Annotated in this window: 12 protein-coding genes and 1 rRNA gene; 7 read left to right on the top strand and 6 right to left on the bottom strand. The window is 49.9% G+C overall.

Annotation, left to right across the window (positions count from 1 at the left end):
• Window positions 1-39 precede the first annotated feature (39 nt).
• Together rrf and ACM9J1_RS08280 are read left to right on the top strand one after the other, a co-directional pair.
• A 5S ribosomal RNA gene (rrf, locus tag ACM9J1_RS08285) occupies window positions 40-148 on the top strand.
• Between the two features lie 429 nt (window positions 149-577).
• Window positions 578-862 carry a hypothetical protein gene (locus ACM9J1_RS08280; protein ID WP_415581564.1) on the top strand — a complete coding sequence of 95 codons (285 nt, stop codon included), beginning with the start codon at window positions 578-580 and terminating at the stop codon, window positions 860-862.
• Window positions 863-900: 38 nt separating this feature from the next.
• On the opposite strand, the gene ACM9J1_RS08275 is transcribed toward ACM9J1_RS08280, so the two are convergent.
• From ACM9J1_RS08275 to porU, 6 genes are all read right to left on the bottom strand, one after another.
• On the bottom strand, window positions 901-2,751 hold the full coding sequence (locus ACM9J1_RS08275) for a M1 family aminopeptidase/hydrolase (RefSeq protein ID WP_415581563.1): 1,851 nt from the start codon (window positions 2,749-2,751) through the stop codon (window positions 901-903).
• A 296-nt stretch (window positions 2,752-3,047) separates the two neighbouring features.
• The gene (locus tag ACM9J1_RS08270; protein ID WP_415581562.1) at window positions 3,048-4,730 is read right to left on the bottom strand and encodes a pyruvate dehydrogenase complex dihydrolipoamide acetyltransferase; all 1,683 of its coding nucleotides are present in this window, start codon (window positions 4,728-4,730) and stop codon (window positions 3,048-3,050) included.
• A 3-nt stretch (window positions 4,731-4,733) separates the two neighbouring features.
• Window positions 4,734-5,732 carry a pyruvate dehydrogenase (acetyl-transferring) E1 component subunit alpha gene (pdhA, locus tag ACM9J1_RS08265; protein WP_415581561.1) on the bottom strand — a complete coding sequence of 333 codons (999 nt, stop codon included), beginning with the start codon at window positions 5,730-5,732 and terminating at the stop codon, window positions 4,734-4,736.
• A gap of 218 nt (window positions 5,733-5,950) precedes the next feature.
• A complete protein-coding gene (gene cdd / locus ACM9J1_RS08260) occupies window positions 5,951-6,433 on the bottom strand; it encodes a cytidine deaminase (protein ID WP_415581560.1) in 483 nt (160 codons plus the stop codon).
• 70 nt (window positions 6,434-6,503) lie between these two features.
• Window positions 6,504-7,712: a type IX secretion system outer membrane channel protein PorV gene (gene porV / locus ACM9J1_RS08255; RefSeq protein WP_415581559.1), complete on the bottom strand. Its 1,209-nt coding sequence runs from the start codon at window positions 7,710-7,712 to the stop codon at window positions 6,504-6,506.
• 43 nt (window positions 7,713-7,755) lie between these two features.
• The gene (gene porU / locus ACM9J1_RS08250) at window positions 7,756-11,622 is read right to left on the bottom strand and encodes a type IX secretion system sortase PorU (protein ID WP_415581558.1); all 3,867 of its coding nucleotides are present in this window, start codon (window positions 11,620-11,622) and stop codon (window positions 7,756-7,758) included.
• Between the two features lie 211 nt (window positions 11,623-11,833).
• On the opposite strand from porU, the gene gldJ reads away from it, so the two are divergent.
• The 5 genes from gldJ to ACM9J1_RS08225 all read left to right on the top strand — a co-directional run bounded on the left by gldJ (window position 11,834) and on the right by ACM9J1_RS08225 (window position 25,635).
• On the top strand, window positions 11,834-13,576 hold the full coding sequence (gldJ, locus tag ACM9J1_RS08245) for a gliding motility lipoprotein GldJ (RefSeq protein ID WP_415581557.1): 1,743 nt from the start codon (window positions 11,834-11,836) through the stop codon (window positions 13,574-13,576).
• A 104-nt stretch (window positions 13,577-13,680) separates the two neighbouring features.
• Window positions 13,681-14,967 (top strand): UDP-N-acetylmuramoyl-tripeptide--D-alanyl-D-alanine ligase, encoded by a 1,287-nt coding sequence (locus tag ACM9J1_RS08240; protein ID WP_415581556.1) that lies wholly within the window; start codon window positions 13,681-13,683, stop codon window positions 14,965-14,967.
• Between the two features lie 219 nt (window positions 14,968-15,186).
• The gene (locus ACM9J1_RS08235; protein ID WP_415581555.1) at window positions 15,187-18,702 is read left to right on the top strand and encodes an Ig-like domain-containing protein; all 3,516 of its coding nucleotides are present in this window, start codon (window positions 15,187-15,189) and stop codon (window positions 18,700-18,702) included.
• A 287-nt stretch (window positions 18,703-18,989) separates the two neighbouring features.
• Window positions 18,990-20,576, top strand: coding sequence for a T9SS type A sorting domain-containing protein (locus tag ACM9J1_RS08230; protein ID WP_415581554.1), 1,587 nt, complete (start codon window positions 18,990-18,992; stop codon window positions 20,574-20,576).
• A gap of 325 nt (window positions 20,577-20,901) precedes the next feature.
• Window positions 20,902-25,635, top strand: coding sequence for a T9SS type A sorting domain-containing protein (locus ACM9J1_RS08225; protein WP_415581553.1), 4,734 nt, complete (start codon window positions 20,902-20,904; stop codon window positions 25,633-25,635).
• The last annotated feature ends 37 nt before the right edge of the window (window positions 25,636-25,672 follow it).

Here is a 25,672-nt window from a genome sequence, read left to right as displayed (position 1 = left end):
CAACAATATCATGCATCGGAAAACCGATCGCAAACGGCCTAAGGTGGTTATTGCGGCGGGGCTCACCTCTTCCCATCCCGAACAGAGAAGTTAAGCCCGCCTGCGCAGATGGTACTGCAATTTGTGGGAGAGTATGTCGCCGCCTTTCTTTGAAAACCCTGACTGAATAAGTCGGGGTTTTTTGTTTCCAAGCGGTGCAGTGCAGTCGCGCTATCGTGCTCGTGCCGCCGCCTTTCAAGCGTGAAGATGTGGATTGATGCCCGCACGAACCCCAAACTTGGAACCTTAAACTTCAAACTTCAGCCTTTAAACTTCTAGCCCGCGTGAGGGATGGCAGCGGCATCCTTTTGCGGCGGCGCAGCAAGCCCAAAAGATACAGCAATCGAGAGCAAAGTGCAACTTTGTTCGAAGATATCGAGCGAAGCTCTGCCCGACGGCGTTTCGGCGTACTTCCCGCAACCCACCGACACGAAAACGCCGGCACGCCCAAATTGTTCTTACTAAATGTGTTAACGCACGCAAAAATAATTGGTGCGTATCAAAAAATATTTATATTTGATATGCTAAATAGTTTGTCATGAAAAAACTGTCGTTGCTTTTCGTTTTCTTCTTGTCGGCGTCCATGTACGGGAAAGACCACCAAGGTCCTGGGCCATTTTGGTATAACATCTCAGAGCGGATTTTGACCAGTACGCACCAACTCATTAGTCCGGACGATACGCCTGCAAAGCCTGCCAAGGTCAAACCAAAGGCAAAACCAGTAAAAGTACCGCTCAAATGCCAGCCAAGAGAAGAGAAGAAAATTCTTCCGGCGCCAGTATTCAGCTTAAATTTTAGCAGTTTTTGGAACGACGGAGAGTAAAAGATATAAAAATAAAAAGCGCCAAATAGGCGCTTTTTTTATTTCAGTACGTTTCCTATGGCTTCTACCGTGGTGGCATGATAACCCGATTTTGCCTTGTCGAAAATTCGCCTGGCCCAAGTTTTTCCTTCAGGCGTCTTGGTCATTTCCCGATACAAAGTAGTCAGTGAACCCGTGCGGCTCGTGGCCACCATGAATTGTTCAATGGCGGGATAAGCCGGCTTGTATTGCTGCCTGATGGCAATGGCGAACCATTGGCGCCGGATGACGAAATTTCCTTTCTCCGTAAACTTGAACTCGTTGTCTAACGCCGCCATTTCTGCAGCGGTCAAATCTTCAGGCAAATAATCGATGAAATGCTGTCGCTCGTTCGTCGATTTGATTTGCGCTGCCAACCCTGTTACGCCGGTCTTTCGCCAGGAAACCTGAATCGCATCGATGCGTTTGAAATCTTCAGATGTCACTACGGGAATGTTTGCCGGCACGTCTGGCTTATAGATCCAGTCTTCCGCTTTGATTTTATCGGCCAAAGCCTTGTCTCCTTTGATCAAGTGCTCGTTAAAATAGGCTAGGAATTCCTCCGTTGTAATCGACTGGAATGCATGGTCGTTGAAATACTGCGTGATGAATTTGTCGAACGTCTCGCGCCCCACGGCCAGTTCCACCGCCTGTAAAAATGCATACCCTTTTTCATACGGAATGTCACTCAGGGAATCATCAGGGTTGCGCCCGTGCGTGGATACTTTCAACCGTGTGTCTTCATGGCCGCTGCCGTAATCTGACAAGTTATCGGTGAGTACTTTCCGGCTCATGACATCCTGCATTTTTGCTTCGCGTACGCCAAAAACGGCTTCCCCGATTCTGTGCTCAACATATGTTGTAAAACCTTCGTTGAGCCAAACATCATCCCAGGTCGCGTTGGTTACCAGGTTTCCGCTCCAACTGTGTCCCAGTTCATGCGCCAACAAACTCGTCAGCGAACGGTCGCCGGCAATCACTCCAGGCGTCAGGAACGTCAGGTTCGGGTTTTCCATCCCGCCATACGGGAAACTCGGCGGCAACACCAGTACGTCATATCGGCCCCAGCGGTACGGCCCGAATAGTTTCTCGGCTGCGTTTACCATTTTGCCCAGCTCGCCAAACTCCCAGGCAGCTTTGTCCAGCACCGAATGTTCGGCATACACGCCCGTCCTGCCGTCAATTGCCTTAAACCCAACATCGCCTACGGCAATGGCCAGCAAGTAAGAGGAAATCGGTTTTTTCTGTTCAAATGTGTAAACGCCCGTATCATTTTTCACCTGCGGGTTGTCGGCGCTCATCATCGCGAGCAATTCCTTCGGCACGGTCACTTTCGCGTCGTAGGTAAACTTGATCGATGGCGAATCCTGGCACGGCAGCCAAGTCCTGGTCCAGACGCTTTCGCCCTGCGAGAACACAAACGGGTATTTCTTATCGGCTGTTTGCGCGGGTTTCAGCCACTGCAGCGCCACGCCGTCTTTTGTGGTGCGGTAGTAAACCGATACTTTTTTCGTGTCCGGCTTGATTTTTACCCGAACCGCGCGTCCATGGTATTCCACTTTATCGCCCAAACTAAACGTCGTAGGTTGGTTGTCGTCCAGCGTGACTTTCTCAATCTCCAATGCGTTTTCGTCAAACACGATTTCGTTGCCCTTAGATTTGTTGTCAATCGTCCAGATAGCGCAGCCCGAGATCGTTTCGGTGTTGAAATCCACGTTAATGTCCAAACTCAAATGCGTCACTACAGCCTTATCCGGCTCGGCATAGGAATGTTCGTCTTTCACCGCTGCGTGTTCGGTTGTTTCAGCAGTTTCCTTTTTGCATGCAGTCAAAACCAAGACTGCCAATAGGAGAACAAAGGTCTTTTTCATGTGTTTGGGCGTGCCGGCGTTATCGGCACTTTTATTACGTTCAACATTTCCGGAAACGCCGTCGCGCAGAGCTTCGCTCGATATCTTCGAACAAAGTTGCACTTTGCGCTCGATAGTGCTCTATCTTTGCGAAAACCCAAAAGTTTTATTTCGTTGCGCTCCATACAGTTCGGCGGTGCCTCGGGTTCAAATCCTTTGGGGTTTCCCAAAGGATGCCGCTGCCATCGCTCACGCGGGCCGCGGTATAAAAACAAAATCCCGTCGCGAAACGGGATTTTCAATATGTTTAGTCGGCGTTAGGCCAACATCGTTACTGGGTTTTCCAGATACGTCCTGAGTGTTTGCAGGAATTGCGCACCAGTGGCACCGTCAACCGTTCTGTGGTCGCAGGCCAGCGTCACTTTCATGGTGTTGCCCACTACGATTTGTCCGTCTTTCACCACTGGTTTCTGCTCAATCGCCCCGACCGACAAAATCGCCGAGTTCGGTTGGTTGATGATCGAAGTGAATTCAGAAATCCCGAACATGCCCAAGTTAGACACGGTAAAGGTTGATCCTTCCATTTCGGCCGGCTGGATTTTCTTGTTCTTCGCCTTGCCCGCCAAATCCCTAACGTTGCCGCCAATTTGCGTCAGCGTCATCTGGTCGGCAAACTTCAACACCGGAACGAGCAATCCGTCTTCAACGGCTACGGCCACGCCCACATGGATGTGTTTATGCAGCAGCGTCGCGTCTTCTTTCCACGTCGAGTTCACTTTCGGATGTTTACGGAGCGCCATTGCGCAAGCCTTGATTACCATATCGTTGAACGATACTTTCGTCTCCGGCATGGCGTTGATGGCTTCGCGCGCCGTCATGGCATTGTCCATCAGGACTTCAATAGTTAAGTAAAACACCGGCGCCGTTTGCGCAGATTCAGACAAACGTTTCGCAATGACTTTGCGCATCTGGTTGTTCTTGATCTCCTCGGTTTCTTCTTTGCCCACAGGAACATACGGTTTAGCTACAGACGCATCAGTTTTCTGCTCGGCTGGTGCCGCCGCTGCTGGCGCCGCAGTTTGTGCCGCCGTTGGGGTAAAGTTCTCGATGTCGGCGCGTACGATACGGCCGTTTTCGCCAGAGCCTTTTACCTGTGAGATATTGATGCCTTTCTCTTCGGCCATTTTTCTGGCAAGCGGCGAAATGAAAATGCGTTTGCCGTCGGATACGATTTCTTCGTGTTTGTCCTCTGATTTGCCTTCAGCGGGTTGCGCCTCTACTTTTTCAGCCGGAGCCGCGCCGCCTTTCTTGAAATTTTCGGCCACGCCAGTCACATCGGTTCCTTCCGGCCCGACGATGGCGAGTACACTATCCACCGGCGCCGATTGGCCTTCGTTGATGCCAATGAACAACAACGTTCCGGCATTGAACGACTCGAACTCCATCGTCGCTTTGTCGGTCTCGATTTCGGCCAGGATGTCGCCTTCGGCTACTTTGTCGCCTACTTTCTTGAGCCATTTTGCGACCGTTCCTTCGGTCATCGTGTCGCTCAAGCGCGGCATGGTGACAACGGTTACGCCTTTCGGCAAGTCGGCCGATGCAGCGGGAGCGGGTTCTTTTGCTTCGGCTGCCACTTTTGTCTCCTCAGGCTTATCTTCTTCTTTCTTTTCTTCGGCTTTTGGCGCTTCAGCTTTCGGAGCATCGCCTTTAGCTTCGCTCAGTTCGGCTCCGCCTCGGGTCAAAGCGTCGTCAATTTTCTCGCCCGGTTCGCCGATAATGGCCAGCAAAGAATCCACGGCGGCGGTTTGTCCTTCCGGAATCCCAATGTGCAAAAGCGTTCCGGAATTGAATGATTCAAATTCCATCGTGGCCTTGTCGGTCTCGATTTCGGCCAAGATGTCGCCTTCGTTTATTTTGTCCCCAACTTTTTTAAGCCATTTGGCGACCGTGCCTTCTGTCATGGTGTCGCTCAGTCGCGGCATCGTTACGCGTGTTGCCATAGATTATAATTTATGAGGGATGAAAGGATAGTTTGGTTCTTCGTAAACCACATCGTAGAGTTGTTGCGCCTCCGGGAACGGTGATTCCTCGGCGAATTTTTCACATTCGTCCACGAGATTTTTCACGCGCTCGTCCATGGCTTCAATCTCCGCGTCGCTGGCGTAGTTGTTTTCTTTGATGATATCGAGCACTTGTGTAATCGGGTCGATTTTGCGGTATTCCTCCACTTCTTCTTTGGTGCGGTACAATTGCGCATCAGACATCGAATGCCCGCGGTAACGGTAGGTTTTCATTTCCAGGAACGTTGGGCCATCGCCGCGGCGTGCGCGCTCAATGGCTTCATCCATGGCTTCGGCCACTTTTACCGGATTCATACCGTCTACCGGGCCGCAAGGCATTTCATAACCCAAGCCCAATTTCCAGACGTCGGTGTGGTTGGCGGTACGCTCTACCGATGTACCCATGGCGTAGCCGTTGTTTTCGCAGATGAATACCACCGGCAGTTTCCATAACATCGCCATGTTGAATGCTTCGTGCAATGAACCTTGACGTGCGGCACCATCGCCGAAATAAGTTAGCGTTACGCCGTCGCGTCCAAAATATTTATCGCCAAAAGCCATTCCGGCGCCTACCGGGATTTGCGCCCCAACGATGCCGTGCCCGCCGTAAAAGCCGTGTTCTTTTGAGAAAATGTGCATGGAGCCGCCCATTCCTTTTGAAGTTCCGGTGACTTTGCCCAGCAATTCTGCCATGACTTTGCGCGGGTCAACGCCCATGCCTATGGGTTGCACGTGGTTGCGGTAGGCCGTGATCATTTTGTCTTTGCCCAGTTCCATGGCGTGTAAGGCGCCGGCCAGAACCGCTTCTTGGCCGTTGTATAGGTGAAGAAACCCGCGTACTTTTTGTTGGATGTACAGTGCGGCTAGTTTGTCTTCGAATTTTCTCCAAAACAGCATTTCTTCATACCATTTCAGATAAACCTCTTTGGTGATTGGTTTCATCGGTAAATTCTAGTGTTTAAATCGTTTGTGCAACAATGTCGGACGCAAACAGGTTGTTTGTCTGTGGCTTATATTTTCTAACTGTCAGCCAAGAACACAAACAATCGGAGCTCCGGCCTCACAATAGAGCTTCAGGTGTTTGTGTTTCTCACACGCAGATTTGCGAAAAGCAAAAGTAAGACATTTGCCCCGAAGAAATAAAATTTAAAACGGCCTTTTTACAGGAAGTTTTTATCGAAAGTAAACGGCAGCAAATTTTTCAGGGAATCCGATTTATAGACTTTCCCGGTTTCGCCCATGAAATAGATTTCGATGTCGTGATCCTGCTTGAATTCATATTCCGCGATGGACTGCCGGCACGCGCCACAAGGCGGAATCGGAGCCGAAGTAGTGTTCGTGTCCGAAGCGGCCGAAATGGCCATTTTCAGGATTTTGGCTTCCGGGTAAATCGCGCCCGATTGGAACACAGCCACACGTTCGGCGCACAACCCAGACGGATACGCCGCATTTTCCTGGTTTGAACCCAAAACGGTTTTCCCGTTGTCGAGCATCAAGGCTGCACCCACACGGAATTTCGAATACGGCGCGTAGGCTTTCTTGCGGATGGAGATGGCTTGATCCATCAATTCCAGAACGTCTGCCGGAAGTGCGTCCTTGGCATCAAAAACCGAAAAAGAAGTTTGAAGTGTAATTTCTTTCATGTTACCGACGGCGGAAAAAAAATCCAAACTTCAGTTGAAATTTGGATTTTCTTTTTACGCTTTATAATGATTAGTATTGGTCAAATTTTTCACCGAAGTTAAACGTCAACGAGAATCGGAGTGTGTTCTCCAGCGGGTTTTTCACCTGCGAGGCCGAGAACAGATACGACACATCTACTTTCACGATGTTGTATTTGAAACCGGCGCCCAGCGAGAAGAATTTCCTTGCGCCTTTTTCCGGACTTTCATTGAAATAACCCAAACGGAACGCAAACGAATCCTGATACAAGTATTCCGCGCCAACCGAGTAGGTGAACTCCTTCAACTCTTCGCTGAAACCGTCCTGGGCATCATTGAATGATTTGAAAATGCCCGAAACCCATCCGATACTGCGGTATTCTTCGTTGTTGCGTGCGCGTTGTTCGAGGTCTGTGATGTCTTCGTCGTCGTCAAAATCTCCATCGCCATTGGTGTCAACCGCCGGGTCGGGCGTTTGTGGCGAAGGCACGAGCAATTTATCGAATTCAATGCCCAAAGACACTTTGTTGTATTCGTCGAAGATGAAATCAAAACCGCCACCCAGTCGCATCTGGGCCGGTAGGAAGTTTGCGTTGTCATCGGTGCCTGCAGCGTCATACTTGATTTTAGGTCCCAAGTTCTGGAAGTTGAAACCTGCCCTCCAACGGCCGTTGAAATCGCTGTAGGCCACTTCTTCAGACTGGTAATAACCTGCAATGTCCACGGCAAAAGAACTTGCCGGTTTGGCATCGCCGGTAGCATCCGGAATGCGCAGGTTAGACCTGATGTAGCGCGCACCGACGGCCATCGAGAAAACTTCACTCAATTGCAGGGCGTACGAGCCGTCAACAGCCAATTCATTCGGTTTTACGACATTTGGCGGGTCGTCGAAATTCTGGCGCAATTCAATCTCGCCCAATCCGAAATAACGGAGACTTCCGGCAAATGCACTCCTGCCATCGGCACCAAATCTTTTGTAGTAGGTTACCTGCCCGAGGGAAATGTCGTTCACCAAATCAGTCAGATAAGGTGTGTAGCTTACCGAAGCGCCTTGCCCGTCCAGCGCGAAAGCGTATTTGGCCGGGTTGTATTGTTGCGAATAAGCGTCGGGCGCAGTGGCCACGCCTTGATCTGCCATACCGGCAGAACGTGCGTCGGCAGCCACCAGCAGGAACGGAACTCCTGTAGTAATGACGCGGTCTTGGGCTTGGGAAATCTGGAAAACAATCAGGCAGAGAAATACTATCGAGAACTTTTTCATGAATTTTTTTACAAACGAATAATTAAACAAATATAGTACTTTATTAAAGGATTACAAGTTTCTCGTACTTTTCAGATTGCACGCCCGTAGCCGCGGAACGTACGGTAAGCTTGTAAACGTAAACGCCTTTCCCGATGCGGTCGCCAAAATCGTCTTTGCCGTCCCAGGTGATTTCTCTCGAGAGAAAACCTTCGGTAGTCACGGTTTGGTTCTTGGTCCAAACCACTTTTCCGGTCACGGTCAAGACCTGGACTTGCACTTCCAACGGTTCAAACGGGCGGTTGTGCGTAAACCAGAACTGTGTATAAGTGGAGAAAGGATTCGGATAATTAAGCACGTTGGTGAGCGTGATGCCTTCGTCACCAACAACCACGAACTGGATTTCGGCCGTAATCGGGTTGTTGTACACATCCCAAGCCTTGAAAGTTATCGTATGCAATCCTTTTTCCAGATTGCGGAACGGGAAACGCACTTTGCCTTTCGTGAAATCGTCAAGTTCGGTTTCGTAATAATCATTCAGGATGTAAGGATTGCTCTCGTCGCCGTCCAGGATTGCCACGATGTCGTGCCCGATGCCACTGGCGGTATTGATGCCGTGTTCGTCTTCCAGGAACGCCAGGAAAATAGGGTTGTCATTGGTGATGCCGCCGTTTACGAAAGTTTGGTCGTTCATGTACAATTTTACGGTCGGGCCAATGTTGTCGGCAACTGCGTTTTGGTTGATGCCGCCTATTTTGATCGTCGTGTCAAAGCCCGTTTTGTCCAGTTGCAGCAAATTCCGTTTTGAATAAAAGCTGATGCGGCCATTCGCGACCGGAATCCTGATGTCGCGCGGCACGACGAATCCGAACTCAAATTGGCCATTGCTCACCGAAGCGTTGCCGCGGAAAATCGTTTCGCCCAATGTCGTAAAATTGATTGGGTCTGCGAATCCGTCGTTGTTGAGCGTTTGGCGCGTCACCGGTTTGTCGAAGATGTTCACGGCCAATTCACCATTATACGTTGGCAGCGGGTTGTCGTTTTCATCGGTGACTTCGCCGGAAAGCTTCACGAAAGCCAGTGATTGTAAATCGTCGATTGGGCCGGTAACGGGCTGGTCGTTTACTTTCGTCAACCTGATTTTCGGTTTCGGGATGGCGAGTTTCAAAGCCGGATCACCCAAACAAACCACGACGTTAGCGCCTGAATTCGCACTCAAATTCTTGGCTTCACGCAACGCTTCGGCGATGGAAATGTCTGTGCCTGCGGCCACGCCGTACGAAAACAAAAACTGCGCTAGTGTATTGTTGAAGCTCTCAGCCTGTGTTTGGTCAATGGAACGGATCGTCGTCAGCATCGAAATGGCGCCGCCGCGCGGGTTCCAATAGGTGTATTCGCCCGCGGTTGGCCTATACGGGTTGTCGAATCGCGAGAATTCGCAAGTAATCGTAATGAACAACGGATAACGGTACCGGTTCTGTAGGTTTTGCCCGTCAGACTTTTCCCAGATGCGTTCGCCGGAAAGCCCATCTTCGCCGCCGTGCCCGAGATAGTTGAAAACCAACGCGCCTTTTTCGAAGGCATTGAAAATATCCTGACGTGCTTTCGGGTAGCGGTTGCCGCCCGCAGAGGTTTCCTGTTCGTAAGAATCGAGCAATATTTTTTCGGCGTTAATGAACGGTTTTTGTGCCACGATAACGTCGGCCAACGCATTTTGCTTGGTTTGCAAGGTCCAATCCGGTTCTTTGTCCGAGTCGTCGGAAATCATCACGATGTTGTTACGCCAGCTTCCGTACGATTTGATGTCGTGGTAATCGATGACTTTGTCTACAAGCTCATCCGCTTCATTGGCGTCATTGGCAATCATCCGGCCTACTGCTATATCGGTGCCGCCAAAATCAGTATTCAATGTGCCGTTGGCGCTGAAATAATCAATCCGGCCTTCTTCTGGATCCATCAATCCGAAGAAATCATCCGAACAAAATGAAATCTGACCGATGGTGTAACTGAAAATGGCCTGATAGATCGGGACAAGGTTGGTGTTGTTCGGGATGCGATCCTTGAAATCGAACGATGCATCGCCAAACAAATTCAGGTATTTCACGCGCGCAGAAGGCGTGGAAGCATTTTCATAGACATACTTTACGAAGTTCCTGATGGCGCCGATGTCTTGTTTGCCGGAGCCAAATTCCTCGTAGATGTTGTCGAGTTTTACGGTTTTTACGTTCATGCCGCCGGCGTACGTGCGCCAGAAGTTGGCGAGTTTTTCAGCTTGGGTGTAAAGTGATGTCGGCGTGACGATGATGTAATCGATGTCCTCGAAATTGCCTTGCGCGTTATTGAAAATCGTGCCCTTTAAATCCTGATTGGCCACGCGCGACTTTGATTCCTTGGACGGCGAATAATAATCGGACTGATCAACAGCGATGTATTTGCGGAGTTCGCCGAGCGGCGCTTTAAAAGAGAAGCTGGCCTGTCCATTATTTTCGGTTTTGGTGACGTTGTAAATGTCTGTGATGTCCCAAACCTGCTTGATGCCCGCTGCATTGGTGACCTGGTATTGCCCGATGCCGGACAACGTCGCCGAATTGTCCAACTGGAACCGGAACTGTTTGCCGTACCCGGTAAGTTGCCTTTTGGCGCGAAGGATAATATAATCGAGATAGCCTTTCGAGGTCGGGACGCCGCCGTTGTTGTAGGACACGGAAACCGTCACGTTTTCGGCTGCCGGAAACGAGCTCGTCGTGGGCAAAGCGCCGCCAATGGCTTCGGTGCCAGAGTTGGCAATCAGCGCCGGAATGGAAATCGTGCCTACGTTTTGTGAATTGGCCTGAAAGGTAAAAGTGGTGGCGGCGAATGCCGCAGATGCCGCTACAGCACTGATTTTAATGGGTTGCGACGTGTCAATGTTCGGGAATTTGAAATCGAATTCCTGTTGGTCTTCAATCCCGAACTGCTCGCCAAACCAACGTCTGCCCAAACGCACGATATTGACCAAATCTTTTTCATGGTATTGGTAATCGTCGAAAGTGGTGATGTTGATATCGGCCGGGCTGCCTTCGAGCGGGTCCATCGGCTGGATGCGTTTGCCATCGGAACCTTTGTTGGTCACATAATAATAGGAACGGTCTGCGTAAAGGTTGTTGTGCGTTTGGCTGTCGGCGTTCCAGTTGTCCATGCCTTCGGCGTAAAATAGGATGTAGTCTTCGGAATCAAAAACGCCGTCGCCTTCTCCAATGAATTGAATGGCATTTTCCTCTGGATCCATCGGATAGTAGACGTCATTGGCCAATGGTGCCATGCGTCCGCCATTGCCGTAAATCTTGATTTTACGCGGATCGACAGAAGTGTTCATCCCCAATGATTGCAGGAAACTTTTGGAAATTTTATAGACGCCGGATTTTTCAACGTAAAAACGATACACATCGCCCGAAGCAAAAAGGGAATTGGAAATCGAAGATACGTTATTAAAAAGTGGCGTTGGGCGGGAAGCCGACGGATTCAGGCTGTACGCAAAAGATTTTACCCGTTTGATGCTGTTGCCGTCCTTAATAATAGGCGAAAACGTGATGTGGGCGAACATCCTGCCGCGCGCACGTACCGTTTTTACTTTGGCGTTGATTTCTTGCGGCAATGCAGAAACCTTGAGATCGCCGACTTGCGCCTGCTGTATTGGTTCGTAGGAAATGTTGGTAATCTGAAGCGCGTTGGCATCAACCGCTTGTGTAACCGGTGTTTTTATGGAAAAAAAAACCGTCCGGGAATGGACGTCCACATTGAAGTTCTCTGGATTGAACTGCGGTACGGTCAGCTTGAAATCGCCGAAATTGACCGATGCATTGTCTCGCCATTCCACGACAACATTGCCCGACTGTTGAGCGGAAATGATTATCGAGAAAAGGAGTGCGAACGAGTATAGCAGTTTTTTCATCGGATTATAAACGCAACTACGCGTGAAATATTACGGGCGTAAAAATAATTTATTTAGCCCAAAGCCATATAATAATAGTTTTAAAAAACCGTTCTGTAGGAACTTGCGCCCGTCGCAAAAGGACTAGAAAGTATATTTTGTAAAAAAGATGTTGCGGTTTAACGGTTAATTGTTATATTGCGCCTCGAAAATTTTATTACCTACTAGAAGTATGAAAGTAACGAAATTAATGACTATCAAGCTGTTACTGTGTGTCGCTGTAGTGGCAGGTTTTTCCTCTTGTGGCAAGAAATCAAGCGGAAAAAGTTCTTCCAGGGCAACCGGTTGGAAGATTAACGATAGCAAAGGTGGTTTTCAGTACGCCTCAAAGTTTAAGAAACAGGCTACCGGCCCCGGGCTTGTATTCGTAGAAGGCGGTACATTTACCATGGGTAAGGTACAGGACGATGTGATGCACGATTGGAACAACACGCCAAATCAGCAGCACGTTCAGTCGTTCTACATGGACGAAACCGAAGTGACCAACCTGATGTACATGGAATACCTCGATTGGTTGAAAAGGGTTTTCCCGCCAGACCAAGAAAACTACAAAAACATCTACGAAGGTGCTTCTCCTGATACACTTGTTTGGAGAAACCGTTTGGGTTATAACGAAACCATGACCAACAACTATTTGCGTCACCCGGCTTATGCTGAGTATCCTGTCGTTGGTGTAAACTGGATTCAGGCCGTTGAATTCTCAAAATGGCGTACAGACCGCGTGAACGAGAAAACCCTCGAAGATCAGAAATACTTGAAAAAAGATTCTCACTTGGCTGATTCGGCTGAGGGAACATTCAGTACAGATACTTACTTGGCCGCGCCAACACAAGCTTTCGGTTCTAAAAACGAAGAGTTGGTGTTGAAGAAAGGCAAAGGCCGTTCGGCTTCTAAGAAAGGTTCAGCCGCTCCGGCCGGAGATCCGGGCGCCGGTTCAGGTTCTGCAACTGCCACAAACGGCAACAGCCCTAAAAATGTTTATGCCCAAAGAACTTCTGGTTTGATTTTGCCAGAGTACAGGCTTCCAACCGAAGCAGAATGGGAATATGCCGCTGCTGCCGATATCGGTCAGCGCCAATACAATGCTTACAAAGGGCAAAAGAAATATCCTTGGTCTGGTAGCTATACCCGTTCGGGCAAGCGTCAGGTTCGTGGTGACCAATTGGCCAACTTCAAACAAGGTAAAGGTGATTACGGCGGTATTGCAGGCTGGTCAGATGACGGTGCCGACATCACCAACAAAGTTAAATCTTACCCAGCCAATGACTTCGGTTTGTATGATATGGCTGGCAACGTAGCCGAATGGGTTGCTGACGTTTACCGTCCGATCGTGGACGACGAAGCGAACGACTTCAACTACTACAGGGGTAACGTTTACATGAAGAACAAAATCGGCGAAGACGGAAAAGTTGAAATCGTAACCGCCGAAAACCAGAAGTTCGATACTTTGGCCAACGGTAAAATCATGGCTAGGAATTTCCCTGGCGAGATTGCTCAGGTTCCGGTGGATGAGAATGAAACGTATTTGCGTCAGAATTTCGATAAGTCAGACAACCGTAACTACCGTGATGGTGACAAGCAATCTACCAGATATTTCAAGTTTGGTGACGCCGAAGAAGACGTATCTAAAATGAAAGACAACCAAAGGATGTATGACTCGCCTAAACACAACGTCTCAACAGACAGTTTGGGCAATATGGTCCGCAAGTTCGATAAATCAAGCAAAAGGACAACTTTGGTGAACGACGACGTTCGCGTGTACAAAGGTGGTTCTTGGAGAGATCGTGCTTACTGGTTGGATCCGGCCCAGAGAAGGTATTTCCCGCAGGATATGGCCACAGACTATATCGGTTTCCGTTGCGCAATGTCTAGGGTTGGTCCTAAATCTGAGAAAAAGAAAAGAGCAAGAAACTAATTTGCATCATAATTTAAGTAAAGCCCTATTTTTAGGGCTTTATTTTTTTGCCGTAACTTTAGCCGCGGTTATTCTTTTCAATGTAACCTAATATTATTGATTTTATGGAAATCAAGGCCATCCACGATGCATTTCTGACATGCTCTGGTATTTCTACCGACACACGGAAAATACAACCGAAGTCAATGTTCGTTGCCATCAAGGGCGAGCGGTTCGATGCAAACACTTTCGCTGCCGAAGCATTGGAGAAAGGCGCGTCGTACGTGGTCATCGACAACAAAGACTATTACATTGACCCGCGTACCATTTTAGTTCGCGACAGTCTGGAAGCCTTACAGGAATTGGCGCGGTACCACAGAAATTATTTGAAGCTGCCCATTATAGCCCTTACGGGAAGCAACGGGAAAACCACGACCAAAGAACTGATTCACGCCGTATTGAAACAGAAATTCAATGCAAAGGCCACCGTCGGCAACCTGAACAACCATATTGGCGTACCGTTGACCTTGCTTTCCTTTACAAACGAAACTGAAATCGGTATCGTGGAAATGGGCGCAAACCATCAGAAGGAAATCGAATTTTTGTGCACGATTGCAACGCCTGATTACGGCTACATCACCAATTTCGGGAAAGCACACTTGGAAGGTTTCGGCGGCACCGAAGGCGTCATTAAGGGAAAGAGCGAGTTGTACGGCTATCTCGGTGCGAATAATAAAATGGCCTTCATCAATCTGAACGATGCCATCCAGGCCGAAAAAGGCCAGTCGCTCAGGAGGTATGAGTTTGGCGTGCAACAGCCCAAAGCGGCCGTAAACATTGCACAAGTTTCAGCCAAACCATTCGTTGAAGTTTCCTTTGATGGCGTGACCATTGCGTCCAAACTCATCGGGTTGTACAACGCCAGCAACATCAATGCGGCCATTGCCATCGGGAAGTATTTCGATATCTCGAACGAGAAAATCAAGCAAGCCATTGAAAGTTATACGCCCGAAAACAACCGCTCGCAAATCCTGCACAAAGGCGGGAATGAAATCATCCTCGACGCTTACAACGCCAATCCGAGCAGCATGGCCGTGGCCATCGAGAATTTCCTTCAGCTTGACAAGCCGAACAAAATAGCCATTCTGGGTGACATGTTCGAACTCGGGTCGGAAAGCGCTGCCGAGCATAAAGCGCTGGTTACTTCCGTGGCCGATGTCGATGATGTTGATTTTATCTTCATCGGAAGGGAATTTTCAAACAACAGTCTGGAGCGGGAACATTTTACTTTTTATGAATCTTTCGACGCCCTGGCGGAATTCCTCGACGCGCATCCATTGTCCGGCAAGACGATGCTTATTAAAGGGTCGCGCGGTATGGCGTTGGAGCGCGTGTTGGATCATTTAACGTAACATCGTTTCATCTCGGTTGCTTGCCTTTTTCCGGCCGATTATCCTACTGCAAGCATTTTGTTGTGGTGTTGTACGGCCAACGAAAACGTTTTTTTAGCGGAAAGGACAAATTTGTATGGTTTTTATCATCGCCTATCGCGACCGCAGTCCGTAAACTAAACTTAACTTTCATCACATTGAAATTACAGGCAATCCGTGCCTTTGTTTCTGCTGATGAATATGAAGAAACTGCTATCTTTTATTTTCCTGTTGACTGCTGTCGGTGCTCATGCCCAACTGGGTTTTTGTCCCGGAAGCAAAGGCGAGCCGTTGTTTACGGAAAACTTTGGCAATGGCACCACGTATGGCCCGGCCTTGCCCGCGGGTGTCACGACCTACGCGTTTGTGACCGGCGCACCAAATGACGGACAATACACCGTTCATAACAATTCCTATCAGTACACGACGTGGCACAATGCGCTCGATCACACACCCGACGCCACCAACGGCCCGAACGGCAAGATGCTGCTGATGAATGCCAATGCGGTCACTTCGGGTGACTTTTACAAGAAAACCGTAACGGGTTTGTGCGTCAACACGACTTTTGAATTTTCGGCTTGGGTGATGAACGTATACAATCCCAGCAGTAATTACTGCGGTGCCGGCCAGATCCCGATTAACGTGCGGTTTGAAATCTGGAACGCCGCCGAGACCATTTTGCTCGGTTCGGGTAACACAGGGAATATTTTCGGGACGCCAACACCGCTATGGCAGCAGTTCGCATTGGTTTTTACGACCGTGAGCGAAACCTCGGTGGTGTTGAAGATGAAAAACAATGGCGTGGGCGGCTGCGGCAACGATTTGGCCATCGACGACATTTCGTTTAGCGCATGCGGCGATGTGACTACCGTTTCAAGCCCGTCTGTAACCGGCGATACCTTTACGACCTGCACCAACCCCGTGTCGTTGCAGCTTCAGGCCGCCACGGCGAGTGCGGTGCCTTATTTTTACCAATGGCAAACCAGTACGGACGGCGTTTCTTGGACTGATGTGGTTGGCGCAACGGCGTCCAGTTATACCACGCCCAACATCGGTTCACTGACATACTACCGCGTAAAAGCCGCGCAGGATGTCGCCAATTTGTCGAATGTGTTCTGCTCGACCGCTTCAAACGTCTTTACGATTTCCATCCTGTCTTCGCCCGGCGCGGCGGTCAGCAATGGCAATGTGACGATTTGCAGCGACGAAACCATTCCGGCATTGTCGGTGGTCAGCCAGCCGCAAACCAGTGTCAGTTGGTACAGCGCGGCGGCCGGTGGCACATTGTTACAGGCCAACAGCACGTCTTACACGCCCACGGCGCCGGGAATTTTTTACGCCGAAATGTACAACGTCGTTACGGGTTGTATCGCCAGCCCGAGAACGCCTGTACAATTGAACGTGGTGCCGTTGCCCGACGCAACCATCAGCGGCACAGCAACCATTTGCGGCGGCAATACGGCGGTCATCAGTTTTACGGGCACGCCGAACGCCACCGTTACTTTTTCGGATGGCACGACCAATCAAACCGTGACGTTGAACGCTGTGGGGTCAGCCAGTTTTACCACGCCGGTCTTGACTGCGACCACTACTTACACGATGCTCGATGTCGCATCGGCAGTATTGGGCACTTGTGTCCGTAACAAAAACGATTCGGTGACCGTTACCGTGAACAATTCGGCAACGGCCGCTATATCTATCGCATCTTCCGTTTGTGCCGGAAGCGCGGTCACGCTCAACTTTACGGGAACGCCCAACGCTACGGTAACCTATTCTGATGGCAGTGGCAACCAAACCGTAAATTTGAACGCTTCTGGAACGGCATCGGTCGTTTTTCCTAATATCACCGCGACGGCCACTTTTACTTTGGTCCAAGTAAGTGTTGGTGGCGTCTGTACACAGTCTTTATCGCAATCGGTCACGGTGAATGTCGTGACTTCGCCGACGGCTTCAATCAATGCAAATCCGTCGACGGTATGTGAAAACCAAACAAGTACGATTGCGTTTACGGGTACGCCGAATGCCGTCGTCACTTATAAAATCAACGAGGGCGGCAACCAAACCGCGACTTTAAATGCTTCTGGGTTGGCTAGTTTTACCACATCGCCGTTGGCATCGAACAGCACGTTCACCTTGGTCAGCGTGGCTTTGGGCGCGTGCAGCAATACCATCAACACGACGGCAACGGTTTCTGTAAACGGCTTGCCGACGGCTTCCATTGCGAGCAATTCGCCCGTGTGCAGCGGCAATCCTGCTACAATTACATTTACGGGAACACCCAACGCGACTGTGGATTATACGGCAGGAACGACGGCGCAATCCGTTACATTGGATGCATCGGGTACGGCGTCGGTCACGATTCCAAATGTGACGTCGCCGACAGTTTACACGCTCATTGGCGTCACATCTTCGGGCATTGGCGGTTGTTCTCAGACCTTGTCGCAATCGGTGAGCATTTCGGCCGTCACATTGCCTACTGCGTCTATCGCTGCCAGCGCGTCGTCAGTCTGCGCAAACCAAACCGCGACACTCACATTCACGGGTACGCCGAATGCCGTAGTGACCTATCTTGACGGAAGCAGCAGCCAAACCGTAACGCTGAACGGATCAGGAAGCGCAGTCGTTGCCACGAACCCATTGACGGCTGGCGTAACTTATCAATTGATGAGCGTTAGTTTATCTGGTTGCAGTCGTCCGCTTTCAGATTTTGTCTCCATTGCCATCAATCCGTCGCCAACGGTCACTTATACAGGAGATTTGGTGTATTGCGAAGGCGAAAACATCAACCTTGCACTGTCGGGTATGGCTGGCGCTACATTTAACTGGACGGCAACCCAAAATGGGGCAAGCGGCGCGACGTCGGGCAACGGAAATCAAATCAACGATGCCATCACGTTAAACGGAAATGCCGCAGGTACGATAACCTATGCGGTGACGCCATCTTTCAACGGCTGCGTCGGAAGTTCGGTCTTGATAACAGTTACAGTGCATCCACTTCCGGTTCCGCAAATCCAGGACGGCGTGATATGCACGAGTAGTATTGCGGCGCCATCCACGCAATTTTACACGCTGGATACAGGTTTGAATCCGGCCAACCATAGTTTTCAATGGTTTTTCGGTACGAGTCCGATTCCGGGCGCGCTGGGCAGCAGCTACAATGCCACGCAAACGGGCAGTTATACGGTGATCGCGACCAATGCGGCAGGTTGCGAGTCTGCATCGGTGACGGCTGTTGTGGGCGAAATGCCGCAAGGAGAAAGCCTGCTCATTGAACAGTCCGAAGCCTTTGCAGACCAACCGCGAATCGTCGTGAACGTTGTGGGCGGCGGCGGGCCTTTTTTATACGCGCTGGACAATGGGCCGTTCCAGTCGTCGAATGTGTTTGTGGATGTTCCGCCGGGAACGCATACCGTGACCGTGATTGACGATTATTGTACTAATTTGTCGGCATCGGTAACACTCATCAATTATCCTAAGTTTTTCACGCCGAATGCGGACGGTTTCAACGATTCTTGGAACATTGACGGTTTGGACGCAATCATCTGGATTTTTGACCGCTACGGCAAGTTGCTCAAACAAATCGGGACAGGCGGTTCTGGCTGGGACGGAACGTACAACGGGCAGCCGATGCCGTCGTCGGATTATTGGTTTGCCGTCGATTATACAGAAAATGGCGCAACTAAAACATTCCGCGCACATTTTGCGCTGAAGCGGTAACGTTGGCATAACATCACCGTTTGGCGACGGTTTTGTGCAAGTTGAGGGTGTAAATGCAAACGTTGTAGTTCTAAAAAAAGGAGAAAAAAACTATACAACAACCATACAGAATTGGCAAAGGTGATTTTAATGGGTTTTGTTAGCCGTTTATTTTGAGCCGTTTATCCGCTATTCCTAGGGATTTACAAATTTTTGGTTGTATAGTTTGTATGACGGCATTGCGAATTGTTTAAATATGTTATTGTTTATTTTAGCTTTTATCAAATTTAATTTTAAAAAAATATAATATGAGAAAAATTACCCTTTTGTTCTTGTTGGTTTTGCTGAACGCTACCTATATGTATGCACAGCCAACGACCAACGCGCCCGTTCCAACCAATGCGCCTACGGATGTGATTTCTATTTACGGCGGCTCGTTCACGAATGTGGCGACGAATTATGATCCGAACTGGGGCCAAACCGGTTTCGGGCAAGTCAACCCGAACTTTGATCCGGGCACGGGAAATTTGGTGTTGGCTTACCCGAACTTCAATTACCAAGGCACCGAACTGACGACGCAGAATGCATCTGGTATGGAATACCTGCACATCGACATCTGGACGTCAAATGCAACCAACGTAAAAGTTTCTCCTATTAATAACGGAACTGGTGTCGCTGAAGTCCTTGTGAATGTGCCGCTGGTACAAAATGGATGGAGCAGCGTTGACCTCCCGAAAAGTGCATTTGTCGGCATGACCTGGGACAGCGTTTTCCAAATCAAGTTCGACGGCCAGGGCGGCGTTTCGCCATCTACCATTTATCTGGACAACATTTATTTCTGGAAGACACCAACCGCGGCAGGCTCAGACGCATCTTTGAGCGATTTGCAAGTAAACGGCACGACGCTTCCGGGCTTTAACACGTCGGTAACAGAATATACGTATGAATTGGTGGTGGGCACCACAACGGTTCCCCAGATTACATCGGCTACAACTACAGATGCGGGCGCGACCATTACTTCAATTACCCAAGCGTCTGGAATTCCGGGTACGGCTTCGGTATTGGTAACTTCAGAAAATGGCACGGTCACAAAGACCTACACCATCAACTTTGCGGCTACTTTCCCTAATGTGGCGCCCATTCCGGGCACGCCAGACAACCAGGTGTTGAGCATTTACAATGATGTTCCGGGCTATACGAATGTTTGGATTCCGAACTACAGCTTTGGGGTGAACTCTGGTACGCCAGATCTCGACTCGACCGATGTAACCAACCAAGCCATCAAGATGAACTTCGCGGTAGCCGGTTGGGGACAAGGAACAAATACCGTGACCGACATCTCTGCTTACCAATGGGTGCATTTCGATTATTTCGCCGATGCGAATTCAAACGAAATCAGGTTCATCATCATCGGCAACAACGGTGGTGTCGTAGAATACAATTATGAATTGCGTACCGAAGGCAGCGACGGCACGCTGGTACAAGGTTCATGGCAAAGTGTAAATGTGCCGTTGAGTTTCTTCGAAGGAAAAGGCTTCAATAAATCGACGTTCTTCCAGTTTAAATTGGGAACAACTTCAGATTTGGTGTCGGACATCGTGTACTTCGACAACATTTATTTCTCGACCGTCGAGCCAACCATTTTGAGCACGCGTGATGTGAACGCTTTGACTTTTAATGCCTATCCAAACCCGACGAAAGACGCATGGAATATCTCGGCAAGCGAAGCCATTTCATCGGTGCAGTTGTTTGACATTACCGGAAAACAGATCCAATTGATCCAACCGAACGATTTGAATGCCGTGATTGATGCTTCGGCGTTGGCCAGCGGGATGTACTTCGCCAATGTCCAAACAAATAGCGGAAGCAAAACCGTAAAATTAGTTAAGAATTAATTCAAGTGAGTTTTGAAAGCAGACTGGTTTCTGAATTACAGTCTGCTTTCTTTTTTGAGTATATGCCCAAATGATATATTCAATGATTGTTTCCTACTGATAATTGTTGATTGCAGATCAGCGCCTTATTGAAAAGTCTCCCGAAAGCGGTTTATCGTCCCCAAGATGAACATGTCATCACGTTTTTCGGCAGCATCGTTTAGACACATTTTGAAGGATAATAAATCCCGCCTGGCGTAGGTCCAGGTACGGGAAGAGGATTTTTACGCTAACCGGAAGGGCAACCTTCCATTAATCAACCCTACAAACCAAGACAATTTTAATTATGGAAACACTAAAAAAACTAGTACTGGTGTTGCTGCTCTTTGCGGCAGTCATTCCCAGTAGTTTTGCCCAAAACACCGAGTGTACGGGCACAACCAACGAAATTTCGCAAGGCAGCGGACTGCCTAATTACAAGTACACGTTTACCACTTCGGGTTCAGATGTAACCGTCGAATTTGAAGTGCTGAGCCCGCTCACCGGCCTGGTGGCCTACGCCTGGACGTTCAACCCTGGATTTCAGGAATTGCCAATGTCAAACGTCGGCGGGCAGAAATTCAGGCGCACGTATTCAGGATTCACGGCAGGTGCAACCTTTACCGTTGCCTGTAAATTTGCTTGGGCTGCCGGCGGCTTCGCTGTGACCAAGAACTTTACCTATACTGTCGGAAATACCTGCGGCGGCGGCGGACTTCCTGCCCCGACTATTGGCGCGCTAAATATGCCGCCTAGAGTATTGGGCGATGCGCCATTTACCATTACACAGCCAACCTCGAACAGTGGTGGCGCGTTCACTTACACCAGCAGCAACACTGGTGTGGCACAAATCAGCGGAAACACCATTACCATTGTAGGCGGCGGTACGTCTACCATTACAGCGAATCAAGCCGCAACGGCGTCTTTCGCTGCCGGAAGTGTCACGGCAAATTTAGTTGTCACTGTTCCAGCCACTACACCAACGGCTGGGCCGCCAACGCCACCGGCCAGAAATCCGTGGGACGTGCTTTCGCAATACGGCGCAGCTTATACCAACCAATCGGGTGTTGTATTCGATAGTTTCGGCGGCAGTACAATTGTCGGCGACGTGACTTTGGGCGACGGAAGCGTCGTAAAGAAATACACCGGTCACAGCTATTCGGGCATTTCCACCAGTGGTGCGATGACCCTGAACGTATCACAGATGACGCATTTGCATATCGATGTGTGGTCACCTGACTTTGTTTCTTTCAAGATTAAACTCGAAGCCGTAAACGGAAGCAACCGCGAATTGGAAGTTCCGTTCGCGAAAGCGCAAGGCACGTGGAATTCGTACGACATTCCGCTCAGCACGTATACTTCTGGCGGCGGCTCTGTTGACCTGTCGAACCTGCGTTGGATTGTTCCCGTTACGTTCAACCCGAACAATACCACTTTGTTTATCACAAACGTTTATTTCTACAGGCCGGCCACTACACAACCACCAACTTTGGGCACGTTCACCGTTCCTGCTAAAAATGTGGGCGATCCGGCATTCCAGTTAACGCCGCCAACATCCAACAGCGGCGGTGCGTGGTCTTACACCAGCAGCAACACCGGCGTGGCCACGATTTCGGGCGACATTTTGACTATCGTGGGCGGCGGAACATCAACCATTACTGCGACCCAAGCAGCCGACGGAAGTTTCGGTCAAGGCGTTGCGACGGCTACATTTACCGCAAGTTTCCCTGCACCGGGCGCATCGCCGGTACCGCCTGCGCGTGATCCGGCAGACGTGGTTTCCATGTTTACGGGAACGCCAACGGTTTATGCCAATGGCGTAACTGCCGTTCGAGCCGATTGGTCTAACGGCGCGGTGACGCTTACCGAGATTCCAAACGGATCGAATACCGCTTTGCAAGTCAACAACATGGGCTGGTTGGGTTATGTGACCAACGGCGCCAATTTCAGTGCGGCGGGCATGACCAAGCTTCACGTGGATATGTATCTGAATACGTCGTTGCCGAGTATGTTCATCTTCCTGCTGTCTAACGGCGACAAGATTTACACGGCCACCAACCTCACAGCGGGATGGAACTCGCTTGATATCGATTTGACCAACTACACCAACGCGGGCGCAGATTTGTCTAGCATCTACGGATTGAAATTCGAATCGAATTCCGCTTCGGGCGCATACCAAATGTATCTGGACAATATTTATTTCTACCGTCCGGCCGGTATCGAGCCAACGCTCAGCAACTTCACCGTTCCTTCAAAAGTGTTCGGCGACCCGGATTTCACGTTGACTGCACCAACGTCAGATAGCCCAGGTGCCTTCACTTACACCAGTAGCAATACCGCGGTGGCTACCATCAGCGGCGACACCGTACACATTGTTGGACCGGGCACGACGACCATTACAGCCAACCAAGCTGCGTCTTCGCCTTATGAACCAGGTTCTATCGCGGCCACATTCGTAGTGGCCAACCCGCCATTGTCTACTCCGGCACCAAATCCACCAGCCAGAAATGATTGGGATGTCAAGTCGGTTTACAGCAACGCTTACACGACACAAGGTTCGCCGGTATGGCAGAATATCGCCGTGACTACCGATGAATTGCTTTCTGGTAACGACACCAAGAAGATGAGCAATTTCCTTATCGAGATTGTCACTTTCGCGCCACAGAATCTTACTGAGATGACCACTTTGCATATGGACGTCTACTCTGAAGATTGCACTGGAATGAACATCTGGCTGTTGAACAACGGCGACCGCAATGCCCAGATTACACTTACGCCAAACCAATGGAACAGCATCGATATCCCGATGTCAACCTATGTCAATTTAGGATTGAACCTCAATGGCGTCAGCTTGCTGAAATTCGAAAGCCTCAATGGCGGCGGAAAAACCGTTTACGTGGACAACATCTATTTCTACAGGCCGGCCACATTGCTACCGCCAACGTTGTCTGACTTCAGCATTCCTGCGAAAGCCTACAACGATCCAGATTTTGTACTGACACCGCCAACGTCCAACAGCAACGGTGCGTTCTCATACACCAGCAGCAATACGGCTGTTGCCACCATCATCGGCGACACTGTTCACATTGTTGGTCCTGGAACATCCACCATCACGGCTACACAAGCGCCATCGGGCAGTTACGGCACGGCCAGCATCACCGCACCATTGGTGGTGAGTTATCCGGCCCCGACCGCTTCACCGGTGCCACCGGCCCGAACCCCTGATCGCGTCGTATCGATGTTTACCGGAAACCCGCCAGTGTATGCCAACGCTTTCAACTTGGTGCAGTCTTCTTGGACAACTGGAACGACGATGACCGAAGTAGCCAACGGAACCAACACTGCGCTCCAACTTGACAACTTCGGCTTCTCTGGATTGATTGACCAAGCCGAGACACGCTTCGACGTATCGGGCATGAGTCATTTGCATATCGACATTTACCTCAATGCGCCACTGAGTTCGAACCCGGCTTTGTCAAGAATCTTCATTTTCCTGTTGGCCAACGGCGACTATTTGTACGAAGCGTCTAATTTGACTGCGGGCTGGAACTCTTTGAGCATCCCGTTGTCTAGCTTCGGCGCCGCCGACCTCACGCAAGTTTGGGGCTTGAAACTGGAGCAGAACACCGCTTCAGGACCGCAGATTTTTGTGGACAATGTGTATTTCAGCAACGAATGCTATCCGTACTACGCGGATGCTGACAATGACGGATACGGCGACCCTGCTGTTTCACAATTGGTGTGCGGCGATGGCGCTCCGGCTCCATCAGGCTATGTGGCCAACAATACAGATTGCGACGACACCAAGAACACCGTTCACCCAGGTGCAGCCGAAGTAGGTTACAACTTGATTGATGACGACTGCGACGGTTTGACCGACGAAGGTTTTACACCGATTACGACCGTCATCCAAGGACCGATGTGTAATGCGATGCTGGCGGCTATCGACAGCCCTATTACAGCGAACATCGTGGCCGGCGCACAAGGCTATCGCTGGAGAGTGACCACCATGAGCGGTCCGTCGGCAGGGCAAGTCCAGACATTGGATACGGCCTTACGCACCATGAGGCTGACACAGTTGGTCAATTATGCGTTCAACACACAGTATAAAATTGAGTTGTCTGTTCGTTACCTTGGTTTCTGGCAGCCGTTTACTGCGTCGGAATGTACCGTGACCACACCTGCAACGGTAACATCGCTCACCAACTGCGCCCAGGTTTTGACGAATCTGTCTGATCCGGTGTACGCCAACCTGGTGCCGTTTGCTACCGGTTATCGTTTCCGGGTAACCGACCCGATCAATCCGGTCAATACACAAACGCTCGATCGTTCCATCCGTGAATTCAAGATGAACCAAATCACGAATTTCGTGGTGCAATACGGCAAGGCTTACAACGTAGAAGTGGCCTTGAAAAATACAGACGGTTCTTACTTGCCATACAGCGGCATCTGTACTGTTACCACGCCAAATTTCCCGACCACATCATTGCAGGATTCGCAGTGCGATAACTATCTCGTGACCAACAACGGCACGCAGATTTACGCGATTTCCTATCCGGGTGCCATTGCCTACGCCTTCCAGATTTCCGGCGGCGGTTTGCTGACACCGATTGAAGTGGTGAGAAGCACGCGTACGTTTACACTCAACGATTTTGCCGGACAACTCTTGCCAGGCGCGACATACAACGTAAAAGTCCGCTTGATTTTCAACATGGCCGATCCTGCCGGACCTTACGGCAAGACCTGTTCTATCGTAACGCCGGGATTGTCGAGGATGAATCAGGACAAAGACCTGTCATTTGACGCAGTGGCTTTCCCGAACCCGTTCGCGGACAGTTTCAGTCTGGAATTGACCACGTCGCTTGACGCGCCAATTGCGGTGAAAGTGTACGACATGACCGGAAGGTTGCTTGAAAACAAAGAGGTAGGCGCGTCTGATATGGGAACGTTTGCTGTAGGTCAAGGTTTCCCATCGGGTGTTTACAATGTCATCGTCAGCCAGGGCGAAGCGGTGAAAACCATCCGGGTGATCAAAAGATAAACTTTGGGTTACTGAAAGCACACCTCTTTAAACGGAG

The organism is Flavobacterium longum, from assembly GCF_965137575.1.
Taxonomy (GTDB): Bacteria; Bacteroidota; Bacteroidia; order Flavobacteriales; family Flavobacteriaceae; genus Flavobacterium; species Flavobacterium longum.
This window is presented reverse-complemented; position numbering and strand designations above follow the sequence as displayed.

Coding starts and splice junctions, on each gene's coding strand:
- cdd (WP_415581560.1), bottom strand. CDS start 6,433: ATGAAAGAAATTACACTTCAAACTTCTTTTTCGGTTTTTGATGCCAAG.
- ACM9J1_RS08275 (WP_415581563.1), bottom strand. CDS start 2,751: ATGAAAAAGACCTTTGTTCTCCTATTGGCAGTCTTGGTTTTGACTGCA.
- ACM9J1_RS08230 (WP_415581554.1), top strand. CDS start 18,990: ATGAGAAAAATTACCCTTTTGTTCTTGTTGGTTTTGCTGAACGCTACC.
- ACM9J1_RS08240 (WP_415581556.1), top strand. CDS start 13,681: ATGGAAATCAAGGCCATCCACGATGCATTTCTGACATGCTCTGGTATT.
- ACM9J1_RS08225 (WP_415581553.1), top strand. CDS start 20,902: ATGGAAACACTAAAAAAACTAGTACTGGTGTTGCTGCTCTTTGCGGCA.
- porU (WP_415581558.1), bottom strand. CDS start 11,622: ATGAAAAAACTGCTATACTCGTTCGCACTCCTTTTCTCGATAATCATT.
- ACM9J1_RS08270 (WP_415581562.1), bottom strand. CDS start 4,730: ATGGCAACACGCGTAACGATGCCGCGACTGAGCGACACCATGACAGAA.
- ACM9J1_RS08235 (WP_415581555.1), top strand. CDS start 15,187: ATGAAGAAACTGCTATCTTTTATTTTCCTGTTGACTGCTGTCGGTGCT.
- pdhA (WP_415581561.1), bottom strand. CDS start 5,732: ATGAAACCAATCACCAAAGAGGTTTATCTGAAATGGTATGAAGAAATG.
- porV (WP_415581559.1), bottom strand. CDS start 7,712: ATGAAAAAGTTCTCGATAGTATTTCTCTGCCTGATTGTTTTCCAGATT.
- gldJ (WP_415581557.1), top strand. CDS start 11,834: ATGAAAGTAACGAAATTAATGACTATCAAGCTGTTACTGTGTGTCGCT.
- ACM9J1_RS08280 (WP_415581564.1), top strand. CDS start 578: ATGAAAAAACTGTCGTTGCTTTTCGTTTTCTTCTTGTCGGCGTCCATG.